The organism is Terrabacter tumescens, from assembly GCF_014646815.1.
Lineage (GTDB): Bacteria > Actinomycetota > Actinomycetes > Actinomycetales > Dermatophilaceae > Terrabacter > Terrabacter tumescens.
Genome location: NZ_BMNZ01000006.1, coordinates 35616 through 53375, shown reverse-complemented (window position 1 = coordinate 53375; position 17760 = coordinate 35616). Strand labels below are relative to the sequence as shown.

The 17760-nt window shown below is 70.9% G+C and carries 13 protein-coding genes; all 13 read left to right on the top strand.

Annotated features, from left to right (window positions below):
* The first annotated feature begins 165 nt into the window (after positions 1-165).
* The 13 genes from ftsZ (at position 166) to IEY30_RS15515 (ending at position 17742) form a co-directional block, all read left to right on the top strand.
* Entirely contained in the window at positions 166-1491 is a 1326-nt protein-coding gene (gene ftsZ, locus IEY30_RS15575; protein ID WP_030199998.1) for a cell division protein FtsZ, read from the top strand.
* Between the two features lie 98 nt (positions 1492-1589).
* Positions 1590-2336, top strand: a complete 747-nt coding sequence (locus tag IEY30_RS15570; RefSeq protein ID WP_030199996.1) for a purine nucleoside phosphorylase YfiH/LACC1 family protein — start codon at positions 1590-1592, stop codon at positions 2334-2336.
* Complete coding sequence (locus tag IEY30_RS15565) at positions 2333-3061, top strand: YggS family pyridoxal phosphate-dependent enzyme (RefSeq protein WP_030199994.1); 729 nt, start codon at positions 2333-2335, stop codon at positions 3059-3061. Before IEY30_RS15570 ends, IEY30_RS15565 begins: the two co-directional genes overlap by 4 nt.
* Before the next feature lie 40 nt (positions 3062-3101).
* Complete coding sequence (locus IEY30_RS15560; protein WP_030199993.1) at positions 3102-3584, top strand: cell division protein SepF; 483 nt, start codon at positions 3102-3104, stop codon at positions 3582-3584.
* 100 nt (positions 3585-3684) lie between these two features.
* Positions 3685-3969, top strand: coding sequence for a YggT family protein (locus IEY30_RS15555; protein ID WP_030199992.1), 285 nt, complete (start codon positions 3685-3687; stop codon positions 3967-3969).
* Between the two features lie 142 nt (positions 3970-4111).
* Positions 4112-5344 (top strand): DivIVA domain-containing protein, encoded by a 1233-nt coding sequence (locus IEY30_RS15550; protein WP_030199991.1) that lies wholly within the window; start codon positions 4112-4114, stop codon positions 5342-5344.
* Positions 5345-5519: 175 nt separating this feature from the next.
* Complete coding sequence (locus IEY30_RS21955; protein WP_043416979.1) at positions 5520-6536, top strand: TraR/DksA family transcriptional regulator; 1017 nt, start codon at positions 5520-5522, stop codon at positions 6534-6536.
* A gap of 83 nt (positions 6537-6619) precedes the next feature.
* Complete coding sequence (gene lspA, locus IEY30_RS15540; protein WP_030199982.1) at positions 6620-7396, top strand: signal peptidase II; 777 nt, start codon at positions 6620-6622, stop codon at positions 7394-7396.
* Complete coding sequence (locus IEY30_RS15535) at positions 7389-8321, top strand: RluA family pseudouridine synthase (RefSeq protein WP_030199981.1); 933 nt, start codon at positions 7389-7391, stop codon at positions 8319-8321. The genes lspA and IEY30_RS15535 overlap by 8 nt, the downstream gene beginning before the upstream one ends.
* 161 nt (positions 8322-8482) lie before the next feature.
* Positions 8483-12076 carry a DNA polymerase III subunit alpha gene (gene dnaE, locus IEY30_RS15530; RefSeq protein ID WP_030199980.1) on the top strand — a complete coding sequence of 1198 codons (3594 nt, stop codon included), beginning with the start codon at positions 8483-8485 and terminating at the stop codon, positions 12074-12076.
* Positions 12077-12097: 21 nt separating this feature from the next.
* Positions 12098-13213: a winged helix DNA-binding domain-containing protein gene (locus IEY30_RS15525; RefSeq protein ID WP_229675031.1), complete on the top strand. Its 1116-nt coding sequence runs from the start codon at positions 12098-12100 to the stop codon at positions 13211-13213.
* 70 nt (positions 13214-13283) lie between these two features.
* Positions 13284-14201, top strand: coding sequence for a pseudouridine synthase (locus IEY30_RS15520; RefSeq protein WP_081920546.1), 918 nt, complete (start codon positions 13284-13286; stop codon positions 14199-14201).
* Between the two features lie 127 nt (positions 14202-14328).
* The gene (locus IEY30_RS15515; RefSeq protein ID WP_030199974.1) at positions 14329-17742 is read left to right on the top strand and encodes an ExeM/NucH family extracellular endonuclease; all 3414 of its coding nucleotides are present in this window, start codon (positions 14329-14331) and stop codon (positions 17740-17742) included.
* Positions 17743-17760: the final 18 nt, after the last annotated feature.

Below are 17760 nucleotides of genomic sequence, written 5' to 3'. Positions count from 1 at the left end.
TTAAGGTTTGAGGGCTACACGCACGGCGCGAGCCGCACCAATCTCCACAGCCCCATCCCGCCCGGCCCCGGCGCCCAGTCCGCGGCTCGGCACGCACCACCCGCACCTGTTCGTCCCCCAGACCACCCGTAGCACCGGCACCACCAGTCAGGAAGGCCCACTCTCGTGGCAGCAGCACCGCAGAACTACTTGGCCGTCATCAAGGTCGTCGGCATCGGCGGCGGCGGCGTCAATGCCATCAATCGCATGATCGAGGTCGGCCTCAAGGGTGTCGAGTTCATCGCCATCAACACCGATGCCCAGGCACTGCTGATGAGCGACGCCGACGTCAAGCTCGACGTCGGCCGCGAGCTCACCCGCGGCCTCGGTGCGGGCGCCGACCCCGAGGTCGGCAAGAAGGCCGCCGAGGACCACGCCGAAGAGATCGAGGAGGTCCTCAAGGGGGCCGACATGGTCTTCGTCACCGCCGGTGAGGGCGGCGGCACCGGCACGGGCGGCGCGCCCGTCGTGGCTCGCATCGCCCGCCAGCTCGGCGCCCTGACGATCGGCGTCGTGACGCGTCCGTTCACGTTCGAGGGCCGACGCCGAGCCAACCAGGCCGAGTCGGGCATCGGGAGCCTCCGCGAGGAGGTCGACACGCTGATCGTCATCCCCAACGACCGCCTCCTGTCGATCAGCGACCGCAACGTCTCGATGATGGACGCCTTCCGATCGGCCGACCAGGTCCTGCTCTCCGGTGTCCAGGGCATCACCGACCTCATCACGACGCCCGGCCTGATCAACCTCGACTTCGCCGACGTCAAGTCGGTCATGCAGGGCGCCGGCTCGGCGCTCATGGGCATCGGCTCCGCCCGCGGCGAGGACCGTGCCGTCCAGGCCGCCGAGCTGGCCATCAGCAGCCCCCTCCTCGAGGCCTCCATCGACGGCGCCCACGGCGTGCTCCTGTCGATCCAGGGCGGGTCCGACCTCGGCCTCTTCGAGATCAACGAGGCGGCGCGACTCGTCCAGGAGGCCGCGCACCCCGAGGCGAACATCATCTTCGGTGCGGTCATCGACGACGCCCTCGGCGACGAGGTCCGCGTCACGGTCATCGCGGCCGGGTTCGACAGCGGCGGCCCCACCCAGCGTCACGACGACCGTGCGCTCGGACAGGTCATGGGACGTCCCCAGCAGGCCCAGCAGCAGCGTCCCGCCGCCGCTCCGTCGCCGCAGCAGTCGCAGCAGTCGCAGCAGCACCAGACCAACGGTGTGCCGCAGCCCGCCTCGCAGCAGGTGCACGCCGCGCCCGTGCAGCAGCACCAGCCCCAGCAGCACCAGCCCCAGCACCAGGGGCAGCAGCTGCCCACGCAGCAGCCGGCCACGGCGCCGGCCCACCAACAGCAGCCGCAGCACCACGCTCCGGCTCCGGCCGCGCAGCCAGTGCAGCAGCCGCCGCGCCAGGTGACCTTCGACGAGGGTGACGACCTCGACGTGCCGGACTTCCTCAAGTAGGCCCTGTCGAGTGCTCATTTCCCCACGCCCGTCGCGTTCACCGGTCCGCACCGGGGTCGCGGCGTGGGGAAGTGAGCACTCGACGTAGGTTGGTCACCGTGTTCTACTGGCGCTCCAGCACTCCCGACGACAGCGGCGGCCCGGCGGTCGACCTCCATTTCACCGGCCGCTCGGCGGGCCTGGGGAGCGGGGCGTATGCCGGGCTCAACCTCGGCGGTCACGTCGGGGACGACGTCGCCGACGTCGAGGGCAACCGGGTCGCCCTGGCCCATGAGGTCGACGTGGCCCGCGAGCGCCTGCTCTTCATGAACCAGGTGCACGGCTGCGACGTCGTCGAGGTCGACGCGCCCTGGGACGGCGAGGCGCCCGAGGTGGACGCGATCGTCAGTCGCGTGCCGGACCTCGCCCTCGCGGTCCTCGTGGCGGACTGCGTCCCCGTTCTCCTGCACGACGCGGACGCGGGGGTCGTCGGAGCCGTCCACGCGGGCCGGCCCGGCATGGTCGGAGGCATCGTCGGACGAGCCGTCGACGCCATGCGCGACCTCGGTGCGACGTCCGTGTCCGCCGCCGTCGGCCCGTCGGTCTGCGGTCGCTGCTACGAGGTCCCCGACGACCTGGCGCGCGCGGCTGCCGAGGCCGCGGCGTCGTCCGTGGCGCGGTCCTGGACCGGGACCCACGCCATCGACGTCGCGGCGGGCGTGGTCGAGCAGCTGGCTGCCGAGAACGTTGCCGTGCAATGGGTTCCGGGTTGCACGCGTGAGAGTGGCGACCTCTACTCCTACCGTCGCGACGGCCGCACGGGCCGGTTCGCAGGCGTCGTCGTGCGACGCGGGGCGCCGTCATGACCGCCGACGCCGCGGCCCGGGTGGAGCAGCTGCGCGCCAACCTCGCGGCCGTCCACGAGCGCATCGCCCGCGGGTGTGCCGAGGCGGGGCGCGACCCCGGCGCCGTCACGCTCGTCGTGGTCACGAAGTACTTCCCGGCCTCGGACGTCCTGCTGCTCCACCGGCTGGGGGTGCGGCACTTCGGCGAGAACCGCGACCAGGAGGCCGGCGAGAAGTTCGCAGAGGTGCGTCGCGCCCTGGCTGACGCCGGGGAGCCCGACCTCACGCTGCACTTCATCGGGCAGCTCCAGAGCAACAAGGCCGCCCACGTCGCGGGCTATGCCGACGTCGTCGAGTCCGTCGACCGCGCCAAGCTCGTGACGGCTCTCGCCAAGGGCGCGCACGCCGCCGACCGACGCCTGCAGGTGCTCCTCCAGGTGAGCCTCGACGGCGCGGCCTCTCGCGGCGGGGTGCTGCCGGAGCAGGCCGACGAGATGGCGGACGTCGTTGCGGCACAAGGACTTCTGGATCTGCGAGGCGTCATGGCCGTCGCGCCGCTGGGCGCCGACCCCGACGAGGCGTTCGCTCGGCTGCACGACGTCGCTGACGGCATACGTGCTCGTCACCCGGACGCGGACTGGATCTCCGCCGGGATGAGTGGCGATCTGGAGGCGGGCCTCCGGCACGGCGCGACACACCTGCGTGTCGGCACCGCAATCCTCGGTTCACGCCCGTCACTTCTGTAACGTCGTCAACGATCACAATCCGACGTTTTGGGAGTTGGCCATGGCAGGGGCACTGCGCAAGACGATGGTGTACCTCGGACTCAGCGAGGAGGACCATCGTCACGACCGTTACGACGAGTACGACGCCTATGACGACTCCGACCGCTACGACGACGAGACCGAGCACACCGCAGCCGTGACGCAGCTGCCCACCAAGCGACCCGTGGCCGCCGTCGTGCGGGACGTCGAGGTCGGCTCGCTCAACCGCATCACGACGATCCACCCGCGGACCTACAACGAGGCCAAGAACATCGGCGAGTGGTTCCGTGACCAGGTCCCGGTCATCATGAACCTCAGCGACATGGACGACGCCGACGCCAAGCGACTCGTCGACTTCGCGGCCGGCCTCGTCTTCGGCCTGCACGGCACCATCGAGCGGGTCACCTCCAAGGTGTTCCTGCTCTCGCCGGCCCACGTCGAGATCTCCGCCGACGAGCCCGAGGCGCCGGCCGCCTCGACGCGCGGATTCTTCAACCAGAGCTGAGCGGCGCGGCGGCGAGTCCTGAGCAGGAACCCGTGCCGCGACGACGTCCTCCCGCACCCCGGTTCACACTCCTGCCCCCGGATCAGGGACACTGACGGACATGGACGTGTTCTGGACGATCTACGGGGTGGTGGTCTTCACCTTCTTCATCGCCCTCATCGGTCGCTTCGTCATCGACTGGGTGCAGGTGCTGGCTCGGTCGTGGCGGCCCTCCGGGGTCGTGCTCGTCCTGGCCGAGGCCGTCTACACCGTGACCGACCCGCCGCTGCGCGCCCTGCGCAAGGTGATCCCGTCGCCGAACCTCGGTGGCGTCCGACTCGACCTCAGCTTCCTCGTCCTGATGTTGCTGACCTCTCTCGCTCTCAACGTGCCGAGCTTCTTCTGACCGACCGGCGGCCACCTCGTCCCCTCGTCTGACACGTGCGGGCCACGGGGTCCACACGCCGATCGGTGAGCATGGCTTTGGTTCGTGACCGGAACGTTAGATACCGTTGACCCGAACCATTACGTCTGTATCGAGGTGACACATGGCGCTTACGCCTGAACAGGTGCTCAACAAGCACTTCCAGACCACGCAGTTCCGTCGTGGCTACGAGGAGCGGGATGTTGACGACTTCCTCGACGAGATCGTGGCGGAGATGCGTTCGCTCATCGAGCAGCGTGACGACTACCTGAAGCAGCTCAACGACTGCCGCGCGAGCAAGAACCAGTCGGCCGTCCGTGCCGACGGCGCCACCGCGGCCATGCCGGCCGTCGGTCGCCCCGGCGACGAGGCCAAGCTCGGTGGCCTGACGGCGAAGATCCAGGACGCAGAGCGCGCCTTCAAGGCCGCTTCGGACCGCGCCGCCAAGGCCAAGGCCGACGCCGAGAACGCCGAGCGCGTCGCCAAGGAGCGCATCGAGCGCGCCAAGGCCGAGGCCGACCGCGCCGAGGCTGCCGCCAAGTCCGCGGTGGACTCCCAGGCCCTCAACGACGCGCAGGCCAAGCTCAACGGCCTCAACTCGCAGGTCGCCGACGCCGAGGCCAAGCTCACCAAGGCCCAGGAGAACGCCCGCGCCTCCGAGGAGCGTGCCGCCAAGGCCCAGGCCGACGCCGAAGCTGCTGCCGCCGAGGCCGCCCGCCTGCGTGAGCAGGCCGCCAAGGCCGCCCAGGCTCCTGCTGCGGCGCCGGTCGCCGCTGCGGCAGCCGCGGCCCCGGCCGCCGCCTCGGGCAACCTCGACGCAGCGGGCGTCATCGCCCTCGCGCAGCGTCTCCACGACGAGCACGTGGCTGCGGGTGAGATCCGACGCGACGAGCTCATCTCCGAGGCCGAGAACCGCCACCGCGAGATGCTCGCCGCGGCGCAGGCTCGTCACGACGAGCTGATCAGCACCGGTCAGAACCGCCACAAGGAGGCCACCGAGCAGGCCGAGCAGATCTCGGCGGCCGCGGCCGCCCAGCGTGACCAGATGATCGCCGAGGCCACCTCGCAGCGCGACCAGATGATCGCCGAGGCGACGACCGAGCGCGACGAGATGCTGACCGAGGCCCGCGAGCGCGCGACCGGCATGGTCGCCGAGGCCCAGCAGAAGAAGGCCGCCCTGCTCGAGGAGCTCGACAAGCAGAAGGGCCTGCTCGACCGCAAGATCGCCGAGCTGCGGGGCTTCGAGAAGAACTACCGCAGCAACCTCAAGTCCTACATCGAAGGTCAGCTCCACGACCTCGACTCGAGTGCCCAGGAGCCGGCCCACGTCGGCGCCGGAGACGGCAACCAGGGCTGAGTCCCACCTCGAACAGACGCACGAAGGCCGTCCGGGAACCATCCCGGACGGCCTTCGTCGTCCTGAGGGGCGAACACTTTGCCCTCATGCGCGTTTCGCGTTTGTGCACGACCCGTGCGGGGCTTATTGTCAGCCCCACTTGTCAGCGTCGACGGCTTGACCGACGGAGGGTCCGATGGCGGCTAAGAAGACGGCAGCGGCGACGACCGCGGCCCGGCGGTCAACCACGAGCAGGACGACGGGCGCAGCCACGAAGGCCGCGCCCGCTCCCAAGACGTCTGCGTCGAAGAAGGCCACCACCGCGAAGGCGCTGACGACGAAGGCCAAGCCGGCCCCGAAGGCGTCGGCCGCCAAGGCGGCGCCCGCGAAGAAGGCGCCGGCCACCAAGGCGGCGCCCGCGAAGAAGTCGCCGGCCGCCAAGGCTGCACAGGCCACCAAGGCCTCCGCCGCCAAGGCTGCGCCGGCGAAGAAGGCGGCGACCAAGGCTGCACCGGCCAAGAAGGCGCCGGCGACCAAGGCCCCCGCGAAGAAGGTGTCAGCCGTCACGGCGGCGCCCGCGAAGAAGGCGGCGGCGACCAAGGCTGCCCCGGCCGGCAAGGCGTCGACGACGAAGCCCACCCCCGCGACGAAGCGGGCCACCAAGACCACCACAGCAGGAGCCGCGGCCGCCAAGCCCGCAGCCAAGGCCCCGGCAACCCGAACCAAGAAGGCAGCAGTGACGACGAGCTCCACCGCAGGATCCCGCACGGCCGCGAAGAAGGCCGCCGGCACGAACCGCCCCAGCGCCCGCAAGATCGCTGAGCAGCTCCGGGTCAAGGACGACGAGAGCCCGTGGAGCGAGGACGAGATCAGCGAGGTGCGCGGCGTGCTCCTCGAGGAGATCGAGCAGCACCGCGTCGAGCTCAAGCTGGCCGAGGACGAGCTCGACGACCTCCTGCGCGCCTCGGGTGACGGTTCGGGAGACGACCAGGCCGACGCCGGCGCCAAGACCGCCGAGCGAGAGCACGAGATCTCCGTGGCCGCCAACGCCCGTGCGAGTTTGCGCCAGGCCGAGCACGCGCTCGAGCAGCTGGAGGCCGGGACGTACGGCATCTGCGAGAACTGCGGCAACCCGATCGGCAAGCTTCGACTTCAGGCCCGTCCTCGTGCGACCCTGTGCATGACATGCCAGGAGAAGCAGGACCGCCACTGACGCCCGAACACGCCACGTCGACCCCCCGAGCGGGGGTCGACGGCGCGTCCACCACTACCACCCCGTCCACGACCGATGAGGCCGTGAGCTCGAGGACCGCCGAGGAGCGCCGCCCGGGACCCGAGCGCCGCAGACGGCTCTTCGTCGTCCTCGGTGTCGTCGCCGTCCTCGCGTACGCCACCGACCAGGCCACGAAGATGGTCGCGCTCGACGTCCTCGCCGACGGCGAGCCACGTCCCTTCATCGGCGACGTCATCCGGTTCAAGCTCATCGGCAACCCCGGGGCGGCCCTGTCGCTCGGCGCGGGCAACACGTGGGTCATGACCGGGATCGCCCTCGCGGTGCTCGTCGCGATCATCGTCGTGGCGCGCCAGCTGGGCTCGCGGGCGTGGGCCATCGCGCTCGGGCTGCTGCTCGGCGCCGCGATCGGCAACCTCACCGACCGGTTCGTCCGACCGCCGGGCGGCGGACAGGGCCACGTCGTCGACTTCATCGACTACAACCGGTGGTTCATCGGCAACGTCGCCGACATCTGGATCGTCTCGGCGGCGGGGCTCATCGTGATCCTCGCGCTCGTCGGGATCGGCGTCGACGGGCGCCGCGACCACGGCCGTGGCGCGGCCGTCGCCGCCCCGACCGGTCGGGGCGGCGAGGACCCCACCGCCGACACCGCCGACACCGACGACCGCAACGGCGACTCCAGCCACCGGGCCACGGACGAGCCCACCCACGAACCCACCCACGGACCCACCGACCAGACCACCGCGAACGGCGACCACGACATGACCCGACAGACCGACCGGATGCCCGAGGCGTCCGACCCGCGCGACGAGCGCCGTCCGGGGGGCGAGCATGCCTGACGTGCGCACCGTGCTCGTGCCGGACGGGCTCGAGGGCGAGCGGGTGGACGCCGGGGTGGCCCGACTCTTCGGGGTCTCGCGCACCAAGGCCGCCGACCTCGCCGCCGAGGGCCACGTCGTGCTCGACGGCAAGTCCGTCGCCAAGTCCGAGCGGCTCTCGGCCGGCTCGATGCTCGAGGTGTCGCTGCCGCGGCCCGAGGAGAGCCCCAGCCTGCAGGTCATCGCCCAGCCGGTCCCTGGCATGTCGATCGTCCACGACGACGACGACATCGTCGTCGTCGACAAGCCCGTCGGTGTCGCGGCCCACCCGAGCGTGGGCTGGAGCGGGCCCGACGTGGTGTCCGGCCTCGCCGCCGCCGGCTACCGCATCTCCACCTCGGGGGCGCCGGAGCGCCAGGGGATCGTGAGCCGTCTCGACGTGGGCACGTCGGGCCTCATGGTCGTGGCGAAGAGCGAGTACGCCTACTCCCGGCTCAAGCAGGCCTTCCGCAGCCGGACCGTCGACAAGACGTACCACGCGCTCGTGCAGGGGCTTCCCGACCCCGTCGTCGGCACCGTCGACGCGCCGATCGGACGCCACCCGGGCCACGACTACAAGTTCGCGGTCATGAAGAGCGGCAAGCCATCGGTCACGCACTACGAGGTGCTCGAGGCGTTCCGGCACGCGAGCCTGCTCGAGATCCACCTCGAGACGGGTCGCACCCACCAGATCCGCGTCCACTTCGCGGCGCTGCACCACCCGTGCTGCGGCGACCTGACCTACGGGGCGGACCCCAAGCTCGCGGCGCGGCTCAAGCTCGAGCGGCAGTGGCTGCACGCCGTGGGGCTGGGGTTCGAGCACCCGGGCACGGGGGAGTACGTCCACTTCGAGAGCCCCTACCCGGAGGACCTCCAGCGGGCCCTCGACATCGTCTCGACGTTCTGAGACCTGCACCTTCGACCTGAGGGTGAAGCCCGATGGCGTATGCCGTCAGCGCGCCTTCGGGGGGCGCGTGAGCGGGGTACCGGGTGGCCGTCGCAACCCCGGTCCGACACCCTGTCCCGACACGCGAGGAGTGTCCGCGGGGAGGCTTAGACTCGTCCACGATGTCGACCGAAGCCGCCCCGCGAAACGACCCGAACTTCGTGCACCTCCACGTGCACACGGAGTACTCCATGCTCGACGGGGCCGCCCGTATCGGCGACCTCTTCAGCGAGGCGGCGCGGATGGGCATGCCGGCACTCGCGACGACCGACCACGGCTACGTGTTCGGCGCCTACGAGTTCTGGAAGAAGGCGCAGGGCACGGGGGTCAAGCCGATCATCGGCGTCGAGGCCTACATCACCCCCGGCACGCACCGCACCGACCGCACCAAGATCAGCTGGGGTGACGGCGGCCGCGACGACGTCTCGGGCAGTGGCGCGTACACCCACATGACGATGCTCGCCCAGAACAACCAGGGCATGCACAACCTCTTCCGGATGAGCTCCATCGCGAGCCTCGACCAGGTCTACACGAAGTGGCCCCGCATCGACCGGGACCTGCTCTCGACCTACGGCAAGGGCCTCATCGTCACGACGGGCTGCCCGTCGAGCGAGATCCAGACCAAGCTGCGCTTCGGGATGTACGACGAGGCCCGCGAGGTCGCGGCCGAGCTGCGCGACATCTTCGGCAACGAGAACGTCTACGTCGAGCTGATGGACCACGGCCTCGACATCGAGCGGCGCACGCAGAAGGAGCTCATCCGGCTCGCGCGCGACCTCAAGCTGCCGCTCGTGGCCACCAACGACCTGCACTACACGCGGGCCGAGGACGCCAAGGCGCACGCGGCCCTGCTGTGCGTCCAGTCCGGCTCGACGCTGATGGACCCCAACCGGTTCAAGTTCGACGCCGACGACTTCTACCTCAAGTCCGCCCAGGAGATGCGCCACCTGTGGCGCGAGCTGCCCGAGGCGTGCGACAACACCCTGCTCATCGCCGAGCGCTGCGAGGTCTCCTTCACCGAGGGGGAGGGCCGCTACATGCCGCGGTTCCCCTGCCCCGAGGGCGAGGACGAGACCTCGTGGTTCATCAAGGAGGTCGAGACCGGCCTCGCACGCCGGTTCCCCGGAGGGGTGCCGGACTACGCCCGCAAGCAGGCGGCCTTCGAGGAGGACGTCATCGTCTCCAAGGGCTACCCCGGCTACTTCCTCGTCGTCGCCGACTTCATCAACTGGGCCAAGCGCAACGGCATCCGCGTCGGCCCGGGCCGTGGCTCGGGCGCCGGCTCGATGTGCGCCTACGCGATGGGCATCACCGACCTCGACCCGGTGCCGCACGGTCTGATCTTCGAGCGGTTCCTCAACCCCGAGCGCATGTCGATGCCCGACTTCGACGTCGACTTCGACGAGCGCCGGCGCGGTGAGGTCATCCGCTACGTCACGGAGAAGTACGGCGAGGAGCGCGTCGCCCAGATCGTCACGTACGGCACGATCAAGGCCAAGCAGGCCCTCAAGGACGCGAGCCGCGTCCTCGGCCACCCCTTCGCGATGGGCGAGAAGCTCACCAAGGCGATGCCGCCGGACGTCATGGGCAAGGGCATGCCGCTCGCCGACGTCTTCAAGCCCGACTCCAAGCGCTACAACGAGGCCGGCGACTTCCGCGTCGTCCACGACGAGGACCCGCAGGCCCAGGAGGTCGTCGCGACGGCGCTCGGCCTCGAGGGCCTGAAGCGCCAGTGGGGCGTGCACGCGGCCGGCGTCATCATGAGCAGCGAGCCGCTCGTCGACGTCATCCCGATCATGCGCCGCCTGCAGGACGGCCAGATCATCACGCAGTTCGACTACCCGAGCTGCGAGTCGCTCGGCCTGGTCAAGATGGACTTCCTCGGGCTGCGCAACCTGACGATCCTCGACGACGCCATCGAGAACATCAAGCTCAACCGCGACGAGGACATCGACCTCGACGAGCTGTCCAAGACCCTCGACGACCGCGCCACCTACGAGCTGCTCGGCCGCGGTGACACCCTCGGCGTCTTCCAGCTCGACGGCGGCGGCATGCGCTCGCTGCTGCGCCTCATGCAGCCCGACAACTTCGAGGACATCTCCGCCGCCCTCGCGCTCTACCGACCGGGCCCGATGGGCGTCAACGCCCACACGAACTTCGCGCTGCGCAAGAACGGCAAGCAGGAGGTCGTCCCGCTCGACCCCCAGCTGAAGGGCAAGCTCCAGCAGGAGATGATCGACGCCCTCGACCCGATCCTCGGGATGACCTACGGCCTGGTCATCTACCAGGAGCAGGTCATGGAGATCGCCCAGAAGCTCGCCGGCTACACGCTCGGCAACGCCGACCTGCTCCGTCGCGCCATGGGCAAGAAGAAGAAGGAGGTCCTCGACGCCGAGTACGTCCCCTTCTCCGAGGGCATGAAGTCGCAGGGCTTCAACGAGGCCTCGATCGCGGCGCTCTGGGGTGTCCTCGTCCCCTTCTCGGACTACGCGTTCAACAAGGCGCACACGGCGGCATACGGCCTCGTGTCGTACTGGACGGGCTACCTCAAGGCCAACTACCCGGCCGAGTACATGGCGGCCCTGCTGACGAGCGTGCGCGACGACAAGGACAAGTCGGCGCTCTACCTCAACGAGTGCCGGCACATGGGCATCAAGGTGCTGCCGCCCGACGTCAACGAGTCGATCGCCAACTTCGCCGCCGTCGGCACCGACATCCGCTTCGGCCTCGCCGCCATCCGCAACGTCGGCCTCCCCGTCGTCCAGGCGATCGTCAAGGCCCGCGAGGAGAAGGGCGCCTTCGCCTCGTTCAAGGACTTCCTCTCCAAGGTGCCGGCCGTCGTCTGCAACAAGCGCACCATCGAGTCGCTCATCAAGGGCGGCGCGTTCGACTCGCTCGGCGAGAGCCGCCGCGGCATGGTCGAGGTGCACGAGCGCTACATCGACGCCCTCGTCGAGGTGAAGAAGCAGGAGGCCATCGGCCAGGACAGCCTCTTCGGCAGCTTCGGCGACGACACCGACGCCGGCGCCGCCGACGGGCCGGGCGCCTTCGACGGACTGCCGCCCGTGCCCACGCTCGAGTGGGACAAGGCCAGCCTGCTCTCCTTCGAGCGCGAGATGCTCGGCCTCTACGTCAGCGACCACCCGCTCTTTGGCATCGAGCACATCCTCGCCACGCACGCCGACACCTCGATCGCCTCGCTCATGGGCGACGACCCCAAGGCCGACGGCACGCCCGTCACCGTGGCCGGTCTCATCACGAGCCTGCAGCTGAAGCGAACCAAGAAGGGCGACCTCTGGGCCATCGCCACCGTCGAGGACCTCGACGGCGCCATCGAGTGCCTCTTCTTCCCGTCGGCCTACATGACCTACTCCACGATGCTGGCGCAGGACACCGTGTGCGCCGTGAAGGGCCGCATCAGCGCCCGCGACGACTCGATCTCGATCTTCGCCCAGGAGCTGACGATCCCCGACATCAAGGAGGGGCCGCGCGGGCCCGTCGTGCTGACGCTGCCGCTCGGTCGGGCGACGCCGGCCGTCGCCGAGAGCCTCAAGCGGGTGCTCGGCGAGCACCCCGGCGCGACCGAGGTGCAGGTCAAGCTGACCCAGCCCGGCCGCTCGGTGCTGATGTCCCTCGACGACTCGCTGCGGGTCAACGCGACGTCCGCGCTCTTCGGCGACCTCAAGGCCCTGCTCGGTCCGGCCTGCCTCAGCTGATGCGCGAGTGATGCGGGCGTGATGCGCGAGAGCGACCGCCGCCGCCTGCGCCGGGCGCGCATGGCCGCGCTCGGTCTCGCTCCCCGGCTCGACGCCGGCGGCCCCGTCTCCGCCCTCGACGTGGCCCGCGAGCTCGGGGCGCTGCAGGCCCAGGACTACGCGAGCGGCGCGTGGTCGCTCGGCGTGCGCTCCGGCCTCACCCTCGAGCAGGTCGAGCAGGCCGTGCGCGACCGTGAGGTCGTGCGCACCTGGCCGATGCGCGGCACGATCCACTGGGTGCCGGCCGAGGACGCCCGCTGGATGTGCGAGCTGCTCGCTGCGCCGCGCAGCACGAGCCTGGCCACCCGGTTCGCCCAGCTGGGACTCACCGAGCGTGACGTCGAGCTGGCCGGTCGGCTCTTCGAGGAGCACCTGCGCGAGCCGATGAGCCGGCCCGAGGTCGCGGCGCTGCTCGTCGAGCACGGCATCGACCCCACCGGCCAGCGCAACTACCACCTCATCGGCCACCACTGCATGAGCGGACTCATCTGCCAGGGCCCGATCATCGGCAAGCAGCCGAGCTTCGTCCTCATCGACACGTGGGTTCCTCACTCCCGCAAGCCTTCTCGCGAAGAAGGCCTGGCGACGGTGGTCGAGCGCTACGTCCGCAGCCACGGGCCCGTCACCGAGAAGGACCTCGCCGGCTGGCTGCTGAAGCCGCTCGGGCTGACCCGCGAGGCGCTCGCGCTCGTCGACGACCGGATCCAGCGCGAGGAGCTCGACGGGCAGACGTGGCTGACGCACGTCGACGCCCGAGACGTCCCTGAGGGACCCGGTGGCGTGCACCTGCTGCCGCAGTGGGACGAGCTCCTCCTCGGCTTCAAGTCGCGCGACGTCAGTCTGCCCACGGAGCACTTCGTCAAGGTCGTGCCGGGCCGCAACATGGTCTTCAAGCCGACCCTCGTCGTCGACGGCGAGGTCGCGGGCACGTGGCGCCGCGTCCAGAAGCGCGCGCACGTCGTCATCGAGGTCTCGCCGTTCGCCGAGCTGTCGACGCGCCGGTGGCGCGAGGTCGAGACGACGGCCGCTGCCTACGGCACGTTCCTGGGCACCGAGGCCGAGGTCGTACGCGTCGGGCCGGCCGACCGGAGCACCTGACGTGGCCCGCGGCCCGGTCCCACCATCGCCGCTGCCGCCGCGCCACGGTGTTGACGCCCAGCGCTTCCGCATGCCGCAGGCCGGCCCGTGGGTCTCGCTGCGGGACCACCTCGTCGAGCGCCTCGCGCCGGGGCTGACGCCCGACGACGTCGACCGGATGCTCGCGGCGGGAGAGTTCGTCGACGCCGACGGCCGCGCCGTGGCACCTGACGCGCCGTTCGTGCCGCAGTCGGCGGTCTGGGCGCACCGTGACCTGCCGGAGGAGGTCGTGCACCCCGAGGAGCTCGTGGTGCTGCACCGCGACGAGCGGATCGTCGTCGTCGACAAGCCGCACGACATGGCGACCATGCCTCGCGGCCGGCACGTCGTGCAGAGCGCCCTGGCCCGCGCCCGGGTCCTGACGGGGGAGCGCCGCCTCACCCCGGCCCACCGCCTCGACCGGTCGACGGCGGGCGTGCTGATGTTCACGACCGAGCAGCGGTGGCGCGGCGCCTACCAGGGTGTCTTCGCCGCGGCGCTCGCGCACAAGGAGTACCTCGCCGTCGCGCCCCTCCGCGAGGACCTCGTGCTGCCGCTCGTCCGGCGCACGCACCTCGTCAAGGAGCACGGGACGCACCAGGCTCACGAGGTCGAGGGCGCCGAACCCAACGCCGAGACGCTCGTCGAGCTGGTCGGCCGGGCGTCCGGTGCCGGACGCCCGGGGGAGGAGGACCTCGGGCTCTACCGGCTGACGCCGCGCACCGGGCGCACGCACCAGCTGCGGTGCCAGCTCCAGGGCCTCGGCATCCCCATCGTCGACGACCCGCTCTACCCGGTCGAGCGCGACGTCGCCCTCGACGACTTCAGCGCTCCCCTGCAGCTGCTCGCGGCGGTCCTGTCCTTCGACGACCCCGTGGACGGCACGCCGCGACGCTTCGTCACCCGCCGGCGGCTGGCACGCTGGCCGGGCCCGTGGCCGCTCGACGCGGGCCCCGCGCCGGAGCAGTGACGAACGCGTCGTTGCGATGTCATCCGGCGTTCAGGATCCCGAAGGCATCTCGACGCGCGAGACGGTCGACCGCGGTCTAGGGTGACCCGCAGACCGTGCGGAAGAGCCGGTCCCAGGGAGGAAATCCATGCGTCAATCTCGTCCTGCCCTGCGCCGGGTCGCCGCGGTCACCACCGCTGCGCTCGCCGTGGGCATCACCCCTTTCGTGGCGGCCGCACCGGCCTCCGCGGCAGCCCCGTCGGAGCTGTTCATCAGCGAGTACGTCGAGGGCTCGAGCAACAACAAGGCGCTCGAGATCTACAACGGCACGGGCGCCCCGGCCGACCTGTCGGCGGCCAAGTACGACGTGCAGGTCTTCGCCAACGGCGGCACGTCCGCCACCAGCACCATCCCCCTGACCGGCGCCGTCGCCTCGGGTGACGTCTACGTGCTGGCCAACAGCTCGGCCGTGAGCGCCATCCTGACGCAGGCGGACCAGACCAGCGGCAGCGCGAACTGGAACGGCGACGACGCCGTCGTGCTGCGCAAGGACGGGGCCGTCGTCGACGTCTTCGGCAAGGTCGGCTTCGACCCCGGCACCGAGTGGGGCACGGGCCTCACCTCGACCATGGACAACACCCTGCGCCGCAAGTCCTCGGTCACCGCGGGTGACACGAACGGCGCCGACGCCTTCGACCCCGCCGTCGAGTGGGACGGCTTCGCCGTCGACACCTTCAGCGGGCTGGGCAGCCACACCGTGGACGGCGGCCCGGCCCCCGACGCCGCCCCCCGCGTCACCTCGACCACCCCGGCGAGCGGCGCCTCCACGGTCGCCGTCGACGCCAGCCCGACGGTCACCTTCTCCGAGCCGGTGAAGGCCGGGGGAGCCTTCATTCTCTCCTGCTCGATCTCCGGTGCCAAGACCCTCTCGGTCACCGGCGGTCCGACCACGTTCACGCTCGACCCGTCCGCGGACTTCGCCCTCGGCGACGCCTGCACCCTGACCGTTGCCGCCTCCGCCGTCACCGACGAGGACGCCATCGACCCGCCCGACACGATGGACGCCGACGTCGTCGTGCGCTTCTCGGTCCCGGCGGCCAACCCGTGCGAGGTCACGACGACCACGATCCCGGCCATCCAGGGCAGTGGCGCCACGGCTGCCGTCACCGGGTCGGTCACGACGCGCGGCGTCGTGGTCGGCGACTACGAGGGTGCGTCGCCGGCGCTGCGCGGCTTCTTCATCCAGGACCCGACGGGCGACGGCAACGCCGCGACGTCCGACGGCATCTTCGTCTTCGAGGGCAGCAACGCCGACTCCGTCGAGCTCGGTGACCTCGTCACCGTGACGGGCAACGCCGGCGAGAACCAGGGCCAGACCCAGGTCAGCGCCGCCGCGATCACGATCTGCGGCACCGGCACGGTCGCCCCGACCGAGGTGCGCTTCCCCGTCGAGGACGCCACCACGCTCGAGCGCTACGAGGGCATGCTCGTCACCCTCCCGCAGGAGATGTCGGTCACCGAGCACTTCCAGCTCGGCCGTTTCGGCCAGGTCACGCTCTCGGAGGGCGGCCGCCTGGAGCAGCCGACCAACGTCGTCGCCCCCGGTGCCGACGCCGCTGCGCTCCAGAAGTCCAACAACCTGCGCAAGATCATCCTCGACGACACGTCGCAGGCGCAGAACGTCGACCCGATCGTCTTCGGTCGCGGCGGCCAGCCGCTGAGCGCGAGCAACACGCTGCGCGGCGGTGACACGGTGACCGGTCTGACCGGTGTCCTGAACTGGACGTGGGGCGGCAACGCGTCCAGCGCCAACGCCTACCGCATCCGTCCGGTCTCGCCGGCTGCCACGGTCGACTTCCAGCCGACCAACCCGCGACCGACGAGCCCGCCCGCCGTGGGCGGTGACACCCGCGTCGTCGGGATGAACCTGCTCAACTTCTTCAACACCCTCGACACGACCGGCAACAACTGCCGTGGCGGCCTGACGGGCGCGATCATGGACTGCCGCGGCGCCAACACCGCCACCGAGCTCGACCGGCAGTGGCGCAAGACGGTCGCCGCCGTCTCGGTCACGCAGGCCGACGTCGTCGCCTTCATGGAGATGGAGAACGACGGCTACGGCGCCGACAGCGCCGAGCAGTTCCTCGTCGGCAAGCTCAACGAGAAGGACGGCCCCGGCACGTGGGCGTTCATCGACGCCGACGCACGCACCGGCCAGACCGATGCCCTCGGCAACGACGCGATCAAGGTCGGCATGCTCTACAAGCCGAAGGCCGTGAGGCCCGTGGGCACGACGGCGGCGCTCAACACCGTCGACTTCGTCAACGGCGGCGACTCGGGACCGCGCAACCGCCCCTCGCTCGCGCAGGCGTTCCGCGACAACACGAGCGGCGGCACGTTCGTCGCCGTCGCGAACCACCTCAAGAGCAAGGGCAGCGCGTGCGACACGCCCGACGCGGGCGACGGGCAGGGCAACTGCACCGAGGTGCGCGTCCGCTCGGCGAAGCTGCTGGCCGCCTGGCTGGCCGGTGACCCGACGGGCACCGGTGACCCCGACGTCCTCATCCTCGGCGACATGAACTCCTACGCCAAGGAGGACCCGATCACGACGCTCGAGGAGGCCGGCTACGCCAACCTCATCGAGCAGCGCAACGGGCGCGAGGCGTACTCCTACGCCTTCGACGGCCAGTGGGGCTACCTCGACCACGCCCTCGGCTCGGCGTCGATCAACCGCCAGGTGACGGGGGTCGGCGACTGGCACGTCAACGCCGACGAGCCCTCGATCCTCGACTACAACACCGAGTTCAAGACGCCGGCGCAGGTCACGAGCCTCTACGCGCCCGACCAGTTCCGCATCTCGGACCACGACCCCGTGGTCGTCGGGCTCGACCTGACGAACGCCGCCCCGGTCGTGGGTGCGGTCACCGGCCCGTCGTCGGCGGTCTCCGTCGGCGCCCCGGCCGGCGTCAGCGCGACGTTCACCGACGCCGACCCGCTCGACACGCACACGGCGAGCATCGCGTGGGGCGACGGCGGCACCACGGCGGCCACGGTCACGGGCGGCACGGTCAGCGGCAGCCACGTCTACTCGGCTGCCGGGGTCTACACCGTCACCGTGACCGTCACCGACCAGTGGGGCAACGCCGACACGGGCACGACGACCGTCGTCGTCTACGACGCCGCGGCCGGGTTCCTCACGGGCGGTGGATGGTTCGTCTCGCCGGCAGGTGCCGTGGCCGGCTCCCCGTCGGCGACGGGCAAGGGCCAGTTCTCGGTGTCGGCGAAGTACGAGACGGGCGCCAGCCGCCCCGACGGCTCGCTGACCCTGACGACGCCGGGCCTGACGCTCGCCTCCACGGGCCTCGACTGGCTCGTCGTCACCGGTGGCACGGCCCGGCTCGCGGGCACGGCCACCGTCGACGGCGCTCCCGGCTACCGCTTCGAGCTGACGGCGACCGACGCCACGCCCGACACGGTGCGCGTCGTCGTCCGCGACAGCGCCGGCACGGTCGTTTACGACAGCCGCACCCAGCGGGTCCAGGGGCAGGTCAAGATCCACTGACCACCTCCTGACAGCGCC